The 16,655-nt window shown below is 54.4% G+C and carries 15 protein-coding genes; 5 read left to right on the top strand and 10 right to left on the bottom strand.

From position 1 onward, the window contains the following. Nucleotides 1–37: 37 nt before the first annotated feature. The 7 genes from QVF11_RS02925 to allA form a co-directional block, all read right to left on the bottom strand. Nucleotides 38–1,492 carry an allantoin transporter gene (locus QVF11_RS02925; protein ID WP_287855173.1) on the bottom strand — a complete coding sequence of 485 codons (1,455 nt, stop codon included), beginning with the start codon at nucleotides 1,490–1,492 and terminating at the stop codon, nucleotides 38–40. A gap of 210 nt (nucleotides 1,493–1,702) precedes the next feature. Continuing rightward, complete coding sequence (locus tag QVF11_RS02920; protein WP_112217241.1) at nucleotides 1,703–2,959, bottom strand: MFS transporter; 1,257 nt, start codon at nucleotides 2,957–2,959, stop codon at nucleotides 1,703–1,705. Nucleotides 2,960–3,011: 52 nt separating this feature from the next. Continuing rightward, nucleotides 3,012–3,890 carry a 2-hydroxy-3-oxopropionate reductase gene (gene glxR / locus QVF11_RS02915; protein ID WP_139541403.1) on the bottom strand — a complete coding sequence of 293 codons (879 nt, stop codon included), beginning with the start codon at nucleotides 3,888–3,890 and terminating at the stop codon, nucleotides 3,012–3,014. Between the two features lie 97 nt (nucleotides 3,891–3,987). Then, complete coding sequence (hyi, locus tag QVF11_RS02910) at nucleotides 3,988–4,764, bottom strand: hydroxypyruvate isomerase (RefSeq protein ID WP_112217230.1); 777 nt, start codon at nucleotides 4,762–4,764, stop codon at nucleotides 3,988–3,990. A gap of 13 nt (nucleotides 4,765–4,777) precedes the next feature. Next, nucleotides 4,778–6,559: a glyoxylate carboligase gene (gene gcl / locus QVF11_RS02905; RefSeq protein WP_112217229.1), complete on the bottom strand. Its 1,782-nt coding sequence runs from the start codon at nucleotides 6,557–6,559 to the stop codon at nucleotides 4,778–4,780. A gap of 87 nt (nucleotides 6,560–6,646) precedes the next feature. Continuing rightward, nucleotides 6,647–7,465 (bottom strand): HTH-type transcriptional repressor AllR, encoded by an 819-nt coding sequence (allR, locus tag QVF11_RS02900; RefSeq protein ID WP_112217228.1) that lies wholly within the window; start codon nucleotides 7,463–7,465, stop codon nucleotides 6,647–6,649. A 91-nt stretch (nucleotides 7,466–7,556) separates the two neighbouring features. Beyond that, nucleotides 7,557–8,039 (bottom strand): ureidoglycolate lyase, encoded by a 483-nt coding sequence (gene allA / locus QVF11_RS02895; protein ID WP_112217227.1) that lies wholly within the window; start codon nucleotides 8,037–8,039, stop codon nucleotides 7,557–7,559. Nucleotides 8,040–8,254: 215 nt separating this feature from the next. Between allA and allS the strand changes: the two genes are divergently transcribed. Both allS and mnmH read left to right on the top strand, forming a co-directional pair. Next, entirely contained in the window at nucleotides 8,255–9,178 is a 924-nt protein-coding gene (allS, locus tag QVF11_RS02890; protein WP_112217226.1) for an HTH-type transcriptional activator AllS, read from the top strand. 87 nt (nucleotides 9,179–9,265) lie between these two features. Continuing rightward, nucleotides 9,266–10,354, top strand: coding sequence for a tRNA 2-selenouridine(34) synthase MnmH (mnmH, locus tag QVF11_RS02885; protein ID WP_287855239.1), 1,089 nt, complete (start codon nucleotides 9,266–9,268; stop codon nucleotides 10,352–10,354). 63 nt (nucleotides 10,355–10,417) lie between these two features. Here mnmH and QVF11_RS02880 read toward each other — a convergent pair whose 3' ends face one another. Next, on the bottom strand, nucleotides 10,418–11,563 hold the full coding sequence (locus tag QVF11_RS02880) for a porin (protein WP_112217225.1): 1,146 nt from the start codon (nucleotides 11,561–11,563) through the stop codon (nucleotides 10,418–10,420). A gap of 208 nt (nucleotides 11,564–11,771) precedes the next feature. Here QVF11_RS02880 and QVF11_RS02875 point away from each other — a divergent pair, with 208 nt between their 5' ends. After that, complete coding sequence (locus QVF11_RS02875) at nucleotides 11,772–12,080, top strand: monooxygenase (protein WP_112217224.1); 309 nt, start codon at nucleotides 11,772–11,774, stop codon at nucleotides 12,078–12,080. Nucleotides 12,081–12,151: 71 nt separating this feature from the next. Here the strand turns inward: QVF11_RS02875 and ybbP are convergent, their stop codons facing one another. Together ybbP and ybbA are read right to left on the bottom strand one after the other, a co-directional pair. Beyond that, nucleotides 12,152–14,569, bottom strand: a complete 2,418-nt coding sequence (ybbP, locus tag QVF11_RS02870) for a putative ABC transporter permease subunit YbbP (RefSeq protein WP_287855172.1) — start codon at nucleotides 14,567–14,569, stop codon at nucleotides 12,152–12,154. Continuing rightward, nucleotides 14,566–15,252, bottom strand: a complete 687-nt coding sequence (gene ybbA, locus QVF11_RS02865; RefSeq protein ID WP_112217238.1) for a putative ABC transporter ATP-binding protein YbbA — start codon at nucleotides 15,250–15,252, stop codon at nucleotides 14,566–14,568. Before ybbA ends, ybbP begins: the two co-directional genes overlap by 4 nt. Here ybbA and tesA point away from each other — a divergent pair. Both tesA and QVF11_RS02855 read left to right on the top strand, forming a co-directional pair. Then, on the top strand, nucleotides 15,220–15,846 hold the full coding sequence (gene tesA, locus QVF11_RS02860; protein WP_112217239.1) for a multifunctional acyl-CoA thioesterase I/protease I/lysophospholipase L1: 627 nt from the start codon (nucleotides 15,220–15,222) through the stop codon (nucleotides 15,844–15,846). The genes ybbA and tesA overlap by 33 nt on opposite strands. Then, nucleotides 15,836–16,645 carry an SDR family oxidoreductase gene (locus tag QVF11_RS02855; RefSeq protein WP_167492809.1) on the top strand — a complete coding sequence of 270 codons (810 nt, stop codon included), beginning with the start codon at nucleotides 15,836–15,838 and terminating at the stop codon, nucleotides 16,643–16,645. Before tesA ends, QVF11_RS02855 begins: the two co-directional genes overlap by 11 nt. The last annotated feature ends 10 nt before the right edge of the window (nucleotides 16,646–16,655 follow it).

Here is a 16,655-nt window from a genome sequence, read left to right as displayed (position 1 = left end):
TTCGTCCATGAAATAAAACTTCCTCACGATAATAAAATCAGTTAGCCACACCCGGGCGCGAAGCATTATTCGGCAGCGCCCGTTTTTTTAGTAATGAGTACGCCGCAAAGGCGACAATAACGCCAACAAACCAGGACACGCGGGAGAAAGGCTCCAACAGCGGAATAAACTTCCCACCGAGCGACAAAATAACCGCCACAATCGTTACAACAAATGCAGTGACGTTAAATCCATTATCAAAATATTTATAATCACCGGGCGCGGTATACAGTTCATCAAGATTAATTTGCCCACGCATGACGAAAAAATAGTGCGCCATCATCACCCCAATAACCGGGCCAAGCATGCCGCCGATAATATCGAGGAAGAGATAAATACTGTCCTGATTCTCCATTAATTTCCACGGACAAATCAGCAGGCTAATAATACTGGCAATCAGTACGCCATTTTTATACGTCAGCTTCGTGGGGGCAATCGCCGCGATTTGATAGCCCGCCGGAATAATATTACCGGTGGCGTTGGTTGAAATCGTGGTCATCAATATCACCAGCACCGCAAAGAAAGAGGCAAACAGGCTGTCCCATTTCTGCACAATATCCAGCACGTTCCAGGTATCCATGCCGTAATGGATACTGGCACCAGCGATAATGCACACCCCGGCAACCGCAAACAGAATATAAGCCACCACCAAGCCAAGGGTTTGGCCAAGAGCCTGATCGCGAAACGAGCGCGCATTCTGGGTAAAGTCCGACGCGCTCACCGCTGGCGCCGCCCATACGGCAACCACCGCATTGATGACCACCAGGAACAAGAAACCAGTATGTTCCGCTTTTGCCACCCCGGTCGGCAGGTAGTCAAGGATCGGGCCGATCCCCACCAGCGAGATAGCCCAGATTGCCATGCCGCCGAAGACAATATAGATACAGGGATTCAGTATCGCGGTGAATTTATTGAGAACTTTTCCGCCACCAAAACCAATACCAACGTTAATCAACCAGAAAACCAGAAAGGCGATCAGCCCCGGTAGCGACAGCCCCAACAGCTTAAAATCACCGCCGAGCGTCAGAAACGATGGCCACAGTTTTCCTAATAAGATCAAAAAGGCCAGCGATCCTGCGTAGCATTGCAAACCAAACCACATAATCGCCGCAATGCCGCCCCTGAGCAGTCCGGGTAATAGCGCCCCGCGCACGCCATAAGAGGCTCGTAATATCATGGCGAAGGGTACCCCGTATTTACTTCCGGCGGCACCGTTAAACACCATCACCAGTGCAATAATAAAAGCGCTCAATATTATTGCCATCATAATACTAAACGTCGACAAACCTAGAATAAAAAAACCGCCAACCATCACATAATTAGGTACGTTGTGTACGGAGCCCATCCATAAAGTAAAGTAGTTAAATGTTTTCCAGTTACGCTGCGATTCTATTTTTGGTAATAGATCGTCGCTATAACCCCTGGCTTTGTAGAGATCTTGAGCTTGTTCCATAATTCCCTCTTAATACGCATCGGATTACGTTTGTAAACAGGTTTAGCTATGTGGAACAAAAAATTATTATGCTTATTTATACCCTAAATAATTCGAGTTGCAGGAAGGCGGCGACGCAGGGAGTCCCCTGGAGCTTACTCCAGTAAGTGACTGGGGTGAGCGAGGAAAGCCAACGCACATGCAACTTGAAGTATGACGGGTATATATTTATTATACTGGGATTGTCTTAGGCCGTATTTTGTTCTTACGCAAAGTAATGAGCGCAAACAGTATTGTTCCGGTAATCACTAATCCGGCAGACATCACAAAACTAATTTCTTTTGAACCGGTCAGGTCGGAAATAAAACCGGTGAGCGTCGGTGCAACCACTGCTGAACTCATACCAAAGAAATTAAATAAGCTGAAGGCGCGACCTAATGTTTTTGCCGATGCCTGCTCGGAGACGAATGAGATAAGTATCGGGTCAACGGCCATTTTGCCCAGCAGTCCATACAGCACCAGGCTAATCATCAGCATGGTGGTATTCGGCGACAGAACGGTAAACATCAGCATGGCTGCGGCGACAATCTCCAGCCCGAGAATAACTTTAACTTTACTGTCGCGGAATTTATCCGAGAGATGGCTAAAGAACAGCGCGCCCGGAACGCCGACAACCGCCACCAGCGCCGAAGCAAAACCAATTGCGCCGCCGTCAAACCCGCGTTCGGTCTGTAGGTATGAAGGCAGCCAGGTCACAATCAGATAGTAGCCGTAGCAGGTGCAAAAATAGAGGAAGTACACGCTACACAGCAGTGGGGAAAACAGCGGTGCTGATTTCTCTTCAGCGATCGGCGCTGACGCCGCCGTGCTATTTTTGTTCTCCGCCGCAGCAGGCTCTTTCAGCTTACGGCGAATCACAAGGGTAAATACGCAGAGCATAACGACCAGAATCGCAGCGACGATAAACAACACGTTTTGCCAGGCCATGTTCATGCTTTTCACGAGAATACTTGAGCCGATCAGGCCAATCCCCATCCCGATGGCGGAGCCGCTGTTGATGATGGCGTTAGCCAGCGCCCGTCGCTCCTGCGGCACGTTGGCCGAAGAGAGCGAATAGGCGGAGCTAAAGAAGGAGGCGCAGCCCGCACCGGCCAGTAATGAACCGATATAAATCAGCGTCAGATTTCCCGCATTAGCGATACTCAACGTACCGATAATAAATAGCGAAAAACCGCACATCAGCATAATTTTCTGGCCCAGCTTATCAACCAGAATACCGCAGGGGATCTGCATTCCGCAGTAGGCCAGAAAATAGAAGCTGGCAATCGCGCCAATTTCAGCATTGCTGACGTTGCCTAAGGAAGCCTGAATTTCCGGATAAATAGGTGTTAATACGGTACGATAAATCCATATTGCCACCCATCCCAGACTCATTACGACGACTATTTTCTTCCAATAGTCGATACCTGTTTTATTGATTTTATCCATAAACTCACCACAGAGGTTTAGAAATGCTGCCGCAATCGACAGCATTTTATTATTAAGATATTTTATGATTCGCCATTAGTTCCAGGGCCTGAACTAAAGATGAATGGTCTAATTCACTACCACCGTTTGCAGCACAGGTATTAAATAGCTCCTGACAGGTTGCCGTATTCGGTAAATTAAGCGCCAGCGCTTTCGCGCTCTGCAGCGCCAGATTAAGATCCTTCTGGTGCAGAGAAATTTTAAAGCCCGGATTAAACGTCCGGTTCAGCATTCTTTCACCGTGTACTTCCAGAATACGCGAAGACGCGAAGCCGCCCATCAGCGCCTGACGTACGCGAGCCGGATCCGCACCGGCTTTAGAAGCAAAAACCAGCGCTTCGGAGACCGCTTCAATATTCAGCGCCACGATAATCTGATTGGCGACTTTACAGGTCTGTCCGTCGCCGTTACCGCCAACAAGGGTGATGTTTTTACCCAGAATATCAAACAGCGGTTTGACGCGATTAAATACGCTTTCTTCACCGCCAACCATAATCGAGAGCGTCCCTTCACGCGCGCCGATTTCCCCACCGGATACCGGCGCATCCAGATAATCAGCGCCCAAATCCCGCACCTGCTGGGCAAAACGTTTGGTTTCAATCGGCGAGATGGAACTCATATCAACGATGGTTTTCCCCTTCAGCGCCGCTTTCGCGCAGCCGTGTTCACCAAACAGCACTTCGGCAACCTGCGGGGTATCCGGTACCATGATAAAAATAATCTCGGACTGCTCCGCGACCTGCTCTGCGGTTGCCAGATGCTGTGCGCCCTGCAAAAGCAGTTCATCGGCAACCGGGCCAATGGTGGTAACGTGCAGAGCGTGGCCCGCTTTCGCGAGCCGGACCGCCATCGGGGTGCCCATAATACCCAGACCAATAAATCCCAGTTTCATAAGTGTCCTCTTAGAATTTCTGTTTCGATTTATTTGGGCAATAGTTATCCCTTCCTGGAAATGGAATAATAAATACTGCCCAAAGATAAATTAAGAATTAACGGTAGTGATTAAACCATGTCAGTCCCGCTTCAGTGGTGCTCAACGGTTTATATTCACAGCCGACCCAGCCGTCATAATTAGATTTATCGATAAATTTAAAAAGATAATCATAATTAATTTCACCGGTTCCCGGCTCGCCGCGATTTGGATTATCGGCAATCTGTAAATGGCCAATACGATTAGCATAAGTTTGCATCGTATGGGTTAATTCCCCTTCCATGCGCTGCATATGGTAAATATCGTACTGGATTTTCAGATTATCGCTGCCAACCTCGTCAATCAGCGCCAGCGCCTGATGGGTGGTATTCAGATAAAAGCCCGGCATATCAAAGTAATTAATCGGCTCAATCAGCAACAGAATACCTTCCTGGGCCAACGCGGCGGCGGCAAAACGTAAATTCGCCACCAGCGTTGAGCGAATATGTTCTTCGCGGTAGCCCACCGGAGTTTTGCCGACCAGGCAGTTAATTTTTCGATTGCCCAGCGCTTTGGCATAGCGAACTGCGGCGTCAACCCCCTCACGAAACTCCGCTTCGCGACCGGGAATACAGGCTATGCCGCGCTCCCCTGCCGCCCAGTCGCCAGCGGGTAAATTGTGTAAGGTATGCTCCAGCTGGTTGTCGCTCAGCTTTTGCTTTAATACCTCGGGCGCATAGTCATACGGGAACATAAATTCAACGGCGCGAAAACCGCAGGCCGCCGCTTTCTCAAAGCGATCCAGAAAATCATATTCCAGAAATAACATCGAAAGGTTGGCAGAAAAGCGCAACATAGGTTCACCTCATTTATTCATATTTCATAAAGCAGGTTTCGGTTGGCGCATCGATGGCGCTATCGGCAACGTCTTCGAACTCCATCACGTTATCCAACTCGCTACCCATCGAGATATTGGTCACGCGTTCAAGGATCACTTCCACAACGACCGGAACGCGATACTCTTTCATCCACGCTTTCGCCTGCTCAAATGCGGGCGCAATATCCTCAGGTTTGAAGACGCGAATAGCCTTACAGCCGAGGCCTTCAGCGACTTTCACGTGATCGACGCCGTAGCCGTTCACTTCGCTGGAGTTAATATTTTCGAACGCCAGCTGAACGCAGTAATCCATATCGAACGCGCGCTGGGACTGGCGGATTAAGCCCAGATAAGCGTTGTTCACCAGCACGTGAACGTAAGGAATGTTAAACTGCGCGCCCACCGCCAGCTCCTCAATCAGGAACTGGAAGTCGAAGTCGCCGGAAATCGCTACCACGTTACGTTCCGGGTCGGCGGCGCAGACGCCCAGCGCAGCAGGCAGCGTCCAGCCTAGTGGCCCCGCCTGACCGCAGTTGATCCAGTGGCGGTCTTTAAATACGTGCAGCATCTGCGCGGCGGCGATTTGCGACAGACCAATGGTGGTGACGTAGCACACGTCGCGGCCAAACGCTTTGTTCATCTCTTCATAGACGCGCTGCGGTTTAACCGGAACGTTATCAAAGTGGGTTTTACGCAGCAGCGTGCGCTTACGCTCCTGGCACTCGTCCACCCAGCCCTCGCGGCGCGGCAGGCGGCCCTCTTTTTGCATCTGCTGGGCGATCTCCACCAGTTGGGTCAACGCGGCTTTCGCATCGGAAACAATGCCTAAATCCGGACACAGCACGCGGCCAATCTGCGTAGGTTCAATATCGATATGGATAATTTTACGGCCTGCGGTGTACTTCTCGACCGAACCGGTATGGCGGTTAGCAAAGCGGTTGCCGATACCGAACACCAGGTCGGAGGCTAGCAGCGTGGCGTTGCCGTAGCGATGGGCGGTTTGTAAGCCAACCATCCCGGCCATCAGCTCGTGGTCGTCCGGGATACAGCCCCAGCCCATCAGCGTCGGGATCACCGGCACATGAGTGATTTCCGCAAATTGCTGCAGCAGCGCCGCGGCATCGGCATTAATCACCCCTCCACCAGCGACAATCACCGGGCGCTCGGCCATCAGCAGCATCGCCAGCGCCTTTTCAATCTGCGGACGAGTGGCGACAGGCTTATAAGCCGGAAGCGGTGAATAGAGCTCAGGATCAAACTCGATTTCCGCCACCTGGACATCATAAGGCAGGTCAATCAACACCGGGCCCGGTCTGCCGGAACGCATCAGATGGAAAGCCTGCTGCAGCACGCCCGGCACCAGCGCCGCTTCGCGCACGGTTACCGCCATCTTGGTGACGGGCTTTGCGATGGACTCAATATCTACCGCCTGGAAATCTTCTTTGTGCAGACGAGCGCGCGGCGCCTGGCCGGTGATGCACAGAATAGGAATAGAGTCCGCGGAAGCAGAGTACAGGGCGGTGATCATATCCGTTCCCGCCGGGCCGGATGTTCCCAGACAGACGCCGATATTACCGGCAGTCGCGCGGGTATAGCCTTCTGCCATATGGGACGCGCCTTCCACGTGACGGGCCAGGATATGACGGATCCCACCATGCTGACGCATCGCCGAATAAAACGGGTTTATCGCCGCGCCGGGCACGCCAAATGCAGTGGTAATACCTTCTTTTTCCAGTACATACATTGCCGCGTCAACGGCTCTCATTTTTGCCATTTTTTACTACCTCGCTATATTGGAAAATTTTTCCAAACTTAAACAAAGCCAAAAAGTCCCGCTCCTCCGAGCGGGTCGGATCGGCGATCAATCTGCCTGGGGCTTGAGTCCCAGCGCGGTGCTGATATTCCTTGCCGTCTCCCTCACCAGCTCTCCCTGGCTGACAAAACGGTCCGGGGTTAATCTGGACGCGGGTCCGGAAATCGAAATGGCCGCCACCACGGAACCCACATCATCGTAAACCGCTGAAGCAATGCAGTTTAATCCTGTCACATGCTCCTCCTGGTCAATGCTGTAGCCGCAGGCTCGCGCCTCATCCAGATTTCGCTGCAGGACCGGCAAATCCACGATCGTCGTCGGCGTAAACCGCTGCAGCCCGGTCTTCACAATCACATCGACCAGCTCTTCCGACGAGAGCGGGTACAACAACGCTTTCCCGGCTCCCGACGCGTGCAGCGGCAGTCGGCTTCCCAGCGGGGCGCACATTCGCACCATCGACTTGCACTCCTGCTGGCCAATCAGCACCGCTTCGTTGCCGTTGCGAATCGCCACATTGACCGTCTCGCCCGACATCAGCATTAGCCGCCGCATAAAGGGGCCGCCAACGGACAAGACATCCCGGTTGTGGATGTACGCCGAGCCGATATTGAACGCGCCAAGACCGATATGCCACCAGCCTAACTGACTGTCCTGATAAACAAAATCTGCGCCTTCCAGCACTTTAAGCAGGCGAAAGGTGGTCGATAACGGTAAGTCCAGATTCAGGGAAATATCGCTAACCGACGAGCTGCCGCCGCTCTTTTCAAGGTATTGCAGTATTGCGATCCCTCTCTCCAGCGCCTGAGCGCCTTTTTGCGCGGAAGGCTCCTGCTGGCCCGGCCTTCCACGCCTTCTTACTTCTGTCATACCTCGATTATCTCCGGCTCAAAACCTGAGCATAAATAGTGTGTAAGCGCCCACATGTTATGCAAGATAATCGGTAGCGTCACGTGCAACCTCACGCAAAGCTCAACTCCACGGTCGGGATCTCCACGACATCACAGTTATCTTTTCCACCACGATCGACGGTCAAAAAATCAGTTTCGACCTGCCAGGCAAACAGCGGGTGATGCCAGACATTGCGGTGGTAATTCACCCCCTGACGACCATTAGAGATAAATGCCCGAAGCGTGTTCATATCCGGCTCATCACCTCCTGCCGCCACTACCACCACAAAGGCTTCGCCGTTCATCGGCATGAACGCCTGAGTTCCCAGAGGATGGCGCTCAAGCTCGGTCACCACAATCGGCAGTACCGCTGGCTGGGCGCGGTTGATGCTGATAAGCGTCCGATCCTGCTGCAGCGTCTCAACCTTGGCCAGGTCGTGAAAACGCTGCACTTTGCCATCATTAATATGGAAAAAATCCTGGCCTTCCGTTTCGATAACATCTCCGTAGGGGCGGAATGCTTCGTACGTCAGCGGCAATACTTCAAGCTTCATTGCATATTCCTTAGTCATTAAGAGCCGTTCCACCATCCTCGTCCAAAGAGGAAGTCGGTGTCTATGTCGGTCAATCTAGAGTCATCTAAAAGTGACATCAACTGTAAGTTGGAATAATTTTCCAAAACCTGATTTAAGCCACATAATTGAAAAGGATATTGTGAAAAAATACTTAAAAATCAGGGGTGAATTATTAAATAACGAGGAAATTAGCGATGCTAGATCCCGAAACACTACGTACCTTTGTTAGCGTCGCGGAGACCGGCAGTTTCTCCAGAGCGGCGGAAAAACTGTACAAAACCACCGCCACTATTAGCTATCGCATCAAGCTGCTGGAGGATAACACCGGCGTGGCGCTGTTTAGCCGTACCACCCGTAGCGTCCTGCTTACCCCGGCGGGAATGCACCTGCTGGCGCAGGCCAGAGAGTGGCTGGGCTGGATTGACAGTATGCCCGGTGAGCTACAGCAGATAAACGACGGCGTTGAGCGTCAGGTCAATATCGTCGTGAATAACCTGATGTATCACCCTCAGGCCATTGCGCGACTGCTGGCCTGGCTCACTCAGCGCTATCCTTTTACACAGTTTCATTTTTCGCGCCAAATTTATATGGGCGTCTGGGATACGCTTCTTCACGATGACTTCTCGCTGGCGATTGGCGTCACCGGCACCGAACCGCTATCAGAAAATATTGCGGTCAACCCGCTGGGTGAAGTGACCTGGCTGTTCGTGATGTCGCCGAATCACCCCTTAAGCCAGCAAGCCGATCCGCTATCGGAAGCCCAGTTGCGTCGCTACCCGGCTGTCAACATTGAAGACAGCGCCCGCAGGCTGACCAAGCGCGTCGCCTGGCGCCTGCCTGGACAAAAAGAGATTGTGGTTCCCGATATCGAAACCAAAGTCGCAGCGCACATTGCCGGTGTCGGCATCGGCTTTTTGCCGGAACCGCTGTGCCAGCCCCTTATCGCTCGCGGCGAGCTAATTGCCCGACAAATTCCGGCCATGCGCCCACCTTCGCCTCTCAGTCTCGCCTGGCGCAAAGATCATCCCGGCAAAGCGGTTCAGGATATCGCCTCGCTGTTCAGCCATTCCGCCCCGGAAATTCAGGGATTCCTGACGCTATTCAGCGATACACCGTGAAAAATCAATCCAGTCTGCCGCCCACCGCGTACAATAGGCAGATTATCGCGTCGAGCGACGCGTCTGGATTGATTAACGGTTTGGATGATGGAATTAGTATCACAGAATATTCGGCAGATTCTCGCCAGCGATACACCGCTGATTGACGTACGCGCCCCGATTGAGTTCAGGCAAAGCGCCATGCCCGCGGCGGTCAATCTGCCGCTGATGAACGATGACGAACGCGCTGCCGTCGGCACCTGCTATAAGCGTCAGGGGCCGGAAGCTGCGCTCGCGCTGGGACATCAGTTGGTCAACGGCGAGGTTCGCGCCAGCCGCCTTGCCGCCTGGAAAGAGGCTTGTGCGCGCCATCCCAATGGCTACCTGTGCTGTGCCCGCGGCGGCCAGCGGTCACATATCGTACAGCAGTGGCTGAAGGAAGCTGGCGTTAATTACCCGCTGGTTGCCGGCGGCTATAAAGCGCTACGTCAGGCGGCTATTCAGATTACCGAAGAGCTGGTGCAGCGCCCTATCGTGCTGATCGGCGGCTGTACCGGTAACGGCAAAACCCAGTTGGTCTGCGCTCAACCGGACGGTATCGATCTCGAGGGCCTCGCTCATCATCGAGGTTCTTCGTTTGGCCGGACTTTGCAGGAGCAGTATCAGCAGGCCACCTTTGAAAATCATCTGGCCGTGGCGATGCTTAAAAAGTCCGTGCAACAGACGCGCTGGGTACTGGAAGATGAAGGGCATATGATTGGCGCGAATCATCTCCCGGAGTGTATGCGCGTTCGCATGGCGCAGTCGCCGCTGGCGGTAGTGGAAGACCCGTTCGAGCTTCGCCTTGAACGGCTGCGCGAAGAGTATTTTACGCGGATGCATCGCGACTTTATTGCCGCCTGTGGCGAAGAGCAGGGCTGGCAGGAATATAGCGAATATCTGCATCATGGCTTGTTTGCCATTCGCCGTCGCCTGGGGTTACAGCGTTTTGCTCAGCTCACCGCTCTGCTTAATGAGGCGCTGCTTGAGCAGCAGCGTACCGCCAGCACCGAAGCGCATTTCAGCTGGCTGGTTCCCCTGCTGAACGAATATTACGATCCGATGTACCGTTATCAACTGGGCAAAAAAGCGGAGAAGATTGTTTTTCGCGGCAGCTGGCAGGAAGTCGCCGCCTGGTTAAAAAGCGCAGAGGAGTGATCCCCTCTCCCTTTGGGGAGAGGGAGAAAACCGGCGTACAGCGCCACCGGAAGCTGCCACAACTTAGAAGTCGTAGCGCAGACGCACCAGGTTCATATCGCCCAGGTTGTCGGTGCTGGACGTGAAGACGTGTTCGTAATCAACACGGAAGCCGTAATCCAGCTGGAAGCTTACGCCGACGCCGTTATCAATACGCTGGTAGTTGCGGCCATTCACGTACTGCAAGCGGTCGCCCATAAAGTACGGCTGAATAGATTTCACCGCATACTGACCAATCGGGAATTTATAACCGGCGAAGTACTCAATACCCCAGGCATCGCCCGCGAAGTAGTTATGCACATCAGTTTTCTTGGTAGTCAGGAAGTTCTGATACCAACCACCGCCGAAGGAGAAGGTCCAGTTATCCGGCGTCCAACTCAGCGCCGTACCGACGATGTTCTGATCGTAAGATTTGCTGTCTGAATTTGATGGGTTACGCATGTCGGCGCGGGTATAGTTCCACGCGGTGCCCCAGGTCAGGTCCTTCATGATGTGGTAATCCGCACCAATAGAACCCCCGCCTTTACGCTTATAGCGCAAGCCGTTGCCCGGCAAGTATTCGCTGTCTTCAAACAGATAAGAAGCGTAGAGATCGACATCGCCAACGGTTTTCTTATATTTCAGCATATTACGTGAACGGTAGGATCCATCGTAATCACCGTTGATCCCGTTGCCCGGCGCCTGGCCGACCATGTCATAATCCCAAATATCGGTTTTCACCCCGACGACATCGTAATAAACGCTGTTCTGCTGACCGTAGGTTAAGGTGCCCCAGGTATCGCTTTTCAGACCGGTATAGAGCATGCGGCGGCTGGTATTATTCGCGCCTTCGGCATAGTGGTTATCCCAGTCGAAGAGGGCTGGAATATTGACACCCAGTTCGTAGTAGCTAATCCAGCTAATATCATCAAACAGATAGTAGTCAGCGGCAAAACGGAAACGGGTGCCGCCGTCAAAACCATTGCGTTTATAAGAGCCTTTATCACCATCGCCGGACATCATATTGAACTGGGGACGGATACTCCCGCCAACGGTGAAGTTAAGACGGCTTAACGGATCGCCCGCCTGCGGATCTTGTTTTAACAGAGTAATCTCAGCCTGGGATGCAAAAGAGGTTAACGCCAGGGCTGCGCCGATCGATATCGCCAGCGCTTTTATTTTATGTGCCATACTTTTTCCTTGATTAATAAGCAACCTTATATTTGCCAGTTGAATATTAACTGCGATTCAGTATGCCGTGTTGTTGGGTTTTTAATGTTTCGTGCGGTTAAAAATCAGTGACTTATCATTTTGTGCCGTTAAAATATCCATGGTTATAATTTCATCACTTTGTCATTAAAATGAAGTATTACCGCTCTACATCATCCAAGGAGGAATTATGTCGAAAAAATTACTACAGCTGCACTTTGCCTTTAATGGCCCCTTCGGTAGCGACATGTCCCGTCAGCTCGTGGAGCTGGCCGAGTCAATTAATCAGGAGCCGGGGTTTATCTGGAAGGTCTGGACGGAGAGCGAAAAGAATCAGGAAGCGGGCGGGATCTATCTTTTTGAGGATGAAACAACTGCGCTTGCTTACCTCAACAAACACACCGCGCGCCTGAAATCTCTCGGCGTGGATGAGGTTATCTGCAAAGTTTTCGACGTTAATGAGCCGCTGACTGCGCTGAACCACGGTCATCTGCAATAGCAACTCGCATCCGTACAGGGTGAAAAACCCCGGGTTGCGGCTAACGCCTTACCCGGGCTACGTAACTAACTTTATCCCTGACTAAACTGGCGGAACAGCGCTTTGCCTTTTAGCAAACGCAACCCCAGCCAGCCGCCGCACAACGACAGCAGTATCGCCCCGCAGAGCGGCAGCATTACCCACAGCCGCCAGTCCGGAGACCACGGGAAATCAAAGATTTTGCTTTGCAGAAGCGCCAGCGCCACCTCTGCACCTATCGCCGCCACCACGCCGGAAACCACGCCCAGTAGGGCAAATTCAGCCCACAGCGTGGTGCGCAGCAGAGACTTCCCTGCCCCCAGCGTGCGCCAGACCACCAGCTCCTGATAGCGCTGACGCATCCCCACCTGCACCTGAGCCAGCAGCAACAAGACACCGCAGGCCGTCACCAGAATCACCATCACCTCCAGCGCACGGCTTACCTGAGTCAGCACCTGAGCGATCTGCTGCAAAATCGCGCCGATATCCAGCAGGCTGACGGTCGGGAATTCGCGGTTAAGCTGGGTGAGCATCCCGTTGCCGTTATCCCAGCGGAAGCTGGTGAGCCAGCTTTGCGGCTGCCCATCGAGCGCCCCCTGCGGGAAGATAAAGAAAAAGTTTGGCCGCAGGCTCTCCCAGTCCACTTTACGTACGCTGGTCACTTTGGCGCTAAAGTCCTGGGTATCGCCGGTAAAGGTCACGCTATCGCCGAGCTTCACCCCCAGCCGCTGCGCCAGCCCCTCTTCAATCGAGACTTCACCCGCTTTCGGCGGCCAGCTTCCGGCCACCAACGGGTTATGATCTGGCCGCTCGTTGCTCCAGGTGAGATTCAGCTCCCGGTTCAGCGCTTCATCTTTATTGCCTTCCGCTGCCTGACCATTAATTTGCGTCAGGCGAGCGCGAACGATCGGATAGAACTCGGTAGCGCGGGTCTGATGTTCAGCGAGGAAGGTTTTCACCGGCACCACCTGCTCTGGCGCGATGTTAATCAGGAAATAGTTGGGGCTTTCCGGCGGCAGTTGCTGCTGCCAACGGTCAAGCAGATCGCCGCGCAGCACCAGCAGCAGGGCCAGCAGCATAAACGACAGCGAGAAAGCCGCCAGCTGGCTCAGCGTCGACCACGGCTGACGCAGCAGGCGGTTGACCGCCAGACGCAGCGGCAGCGCTTTCAGCGTCACGCGCTTCAGTAACCACAGAACGCCCCACCCCGCCAGGCCACACAGCAGCGCCAGCACCACCGCCCCCGCCAGTACCGCCCAGAGTAGAGGGCTGCCGCCCATCAGCAGCGCCAACAACGCAACCACCACCACGCACACCAGCGGAATATAGAACTTCAGCGGCCAGACGTTAGCGACAACATCCTGGCGCAAGACCCGCAGCGGCAGCGTCGCCAGCAGCAGCCGATAAGGACGCAGCCCGACCAGCAGGGAAATCACCACCATCGCGCCAATCGCCCACAGCCACGGCCAGGCGCTTGCTGCCGGAAGCGCCGCCGGGAGCACCGGCTTAAGCATCACCAGCAGGATATTTTCCAGCCCGACGCCCATCGCCCCACCGGCAATCACCGCCAGCGCCAGCAGCATCAGCCATTGCCCGACGATCAGCTTGCGCAGCTGTGTCCGCCCGGCACCGAGGGTTTTGAGGATCGCCACCAGATCGTAACGGCTGCGGCAATAATGGCTCATCGCCACTGCCACTGCGGCAACCGCCAACAGCAGTGTTAACAGCGCCGACAGCAGTAAAAACTGCTGCGAGCGCTCCAGCGATTTACCTAACGCGCTGTCGTCCTGCTCCAGGCCAATCCAGCGATGTTCCGGCCCCAGCTTCGGCAGCAGCCACTTTTCATAGTCCGCCAGCTGCTGCGGAGTTCCGGCATATTTATAGCGCCAGGAGACGCGGCTGCCGGGCTGCACCGCGCCGGTTTTCGCCACATCAGCGGTATTCATCATCAGCCGCGGTGCCATCTGGAAAGGGTTAAATCCGGCGTCCGGCTCCTGAATCACCTCTCCGGCAATGCGCAGCGTGGCGTCACCCACGTCAATGGTGTCGCCGGTTTTCAGGTTCAACAGAGCCATCAATCGCGGCGCCAGCAGCACGGTTCCGGCCTGCAGCTTCAGCCCCGGCGGCTGGGTTTGCAGCTGACCATATAGCGGATAAGTGTCGTCAACCGCTTTCACCTCCGCCAGCTGCGGCGTATCGCCGGAAAAAGTCATGGTAGCGAAGTTCAGCTGCTCGCCAACGGTTAAGCCGAGCCGACGCGCTTCGTCAATCCACGCGCCAGGGACCTCGCGCGAACTGCGCAGCGTGCGGTCTCCGGCCATAAATTCCCGGCTCTGTTGGCTGAGGCCTTTCTCCATGCGGTCGCTTATCGATCCCAGCGCCAGCACGCAGGCCACCGCCAGGCTCAGCGCCAGCCAGACAATCAGCAGCGACGGCGAGCGCCATTCGCGCCAGAACCAGCGGGCAATCATGCTTCCTCCTGCAGTTGGCCATCAACCAGCCGCAGCCGTCGGTCGCAGCGCCCCGCCAGCAGCGGGTCGTGGGTCACCAGAATTAGCGTAGTGCCGTGCTCGCGGTTCAGTGAAAACAGCAGGTCGGCAATTTTATCCCCGGTCTGCCTGTCGAGGTTACCGGTGGGTTCATCAGCAAACAGCAGCTCCGGGCGGCCGTTAAACGCACGCGCCAGCGCCACCCGCTGCTGCTCACCGCCGGAAAGTTGTACTGGCAGATGATGCAGGCGTTTACCCAGACCTAGCTGCTCCAGCAATGCCTGAGCGCCGCCGCGGCTTTTCCTGTCGCTTTCACCGCGCAGCAGCGCCGGAAGCTCGACGTTTTCCAGCGCATTAAGCGTCGGTATCAGCATAAAAGATTGAAAAACAAAGCCGACATGCTTAGCGCGCAGCTTTGCTCGCGCCTCTTCGTCCATCTGATGCAGCGGCTGCCCGATCAGCGAGACTTCTCCGCTCGTGCCGTCATCCAGACCGGCGAGAATCGCCAGCAGCGTCGATTTACCGGAACCCGACTCGCCAATCAGGGCGATGGTCTGCCCCTGTTTGACAACCAGCTCAACTCCGGTAAGGATGGAAAGCTGATGCTCACCCTGACCGACGGACTTCTTAAGATGATGAACTTCAAGTATGTTTTCCGCTGGCATTTGCCTTTCCTGTTTCTGGTCCTGTTTACCTGCCGCGCGATGGCGGCCGATACGCTGTTGGTTCTCGGCGACAGTCTGAGCGCCGGTTATCGAATGGCGGGCAATACCGCCTGGCCTGCGCTGCTTAATGATAAGTGGCAGGCAAAAACGCCGGTCGTTAACGCCAGCATCAGCGGCGATACCTCACAGCAGGGGCTGGCAAGGCTTCCGGCGTTGCTCAAACAGCATCAGCCGCGCTGGGTGCTGGTTGAGCTGGGTGGCAACGATGGGCTGCGCGGTTTCCCGCCGCAGCAGACGGAGCAGACCCTGCGTACCATTATTCAGGATATCAAGGCGGCGAACGCCGAGCCTTTGCTGATGCAAATTCGCCTGCCCGCTAACTATGGTCGCCGTTATAATGAAGCCTTTAGCGCAATCTATCCGGCACTAGCCAAAGAGTTTGATATTCCTCTGCTGCCCTTTTTTATGGAAGAGGTTTATCTGAAACCGCAATGGATGCAGGACGATGGAATTCACCCTAATCGCGACGCCCAGCCGTTTATCGCCGACTGGATGGCCACGCGTTTGGCTCCCTTAGTTAATCATGACTCCTGATAGCCGGGAGTCGTCTGCAGGTAAAGTTATGCAAAAATCGGTTTTAGTTACAGGATGTTCCAGCGGAATTGGCCTTGAAAGCGCGCTGGATTTAAAGCGCCAGGGCTTTAATGTGCTGGCCGCCTGCCGTAAAGCGGACGATGTCGCGCGGATGCAGGAGCTTGGTATGACCGGTGTTTTGCTGGATCTTGACGATCCGCAGAGCGTTGAACGCGCTGCCGCAGAGGTCATCGCCCTGACTGGCAATCGTTTGTACGGCCTGTTTAACAACGCGGGCTACGGTGTCTACGGCCCGCTGCCGACCATTAGCCGTCAGCAGATGGAGCAGCAGTTTTCCGCTAACTTTTTTGGCGCACATCAGTTAACGATGCTGCTGCTTCCAGCAATGGAGCCGCATGGAGAAGGGCGTATCGTGATGACCTCATCGGTGATGGGGATAATCTCCAGCCCAGGTCGCGGCGCCTATGCCGCCAGTAAATATGCGCTGGAGGCGTGGTCCGATGCCCTGCGCATGGAACTGCGCCATAGCGGGATTAAGGTCAGCCTGATTGAGCCTGGCCCTATCCGCACCCAATTTACCACCAACGTTAACCAGACTCAGGCCGACAAGCCAGTGGAAAACCCGGGTATCGCCGCCCGTTTTACCCTCGGGCCGGAAGCGGTGGTGGAAAAGGTGCGCCATGCATTTGTCAGCGATAAACCAAAACTGCGCTATCCGGTAACCCTGGTGACGCACGCGGTGGCCCTGTTGAAACGTCTGCTGCCGACCCGCGCGATGGACAAAATTATCCAGGGCTGAGTTGAAGCGT

Source organism: Klebsiella sp. (assembly GCF_027492335.1).
Lineage (GTDB): Bacteria > Pseudomonadota > Gammaproteobacteria > Enterobacterales > Enterobacteriaceae > Klebsiella > Klebsiella huaxiensis.
The sequence above is the reverse complement of the archived record's forward strand: the minus strand, read 5'-3'. Positions and strand labels throughout refer to the sequence as shown.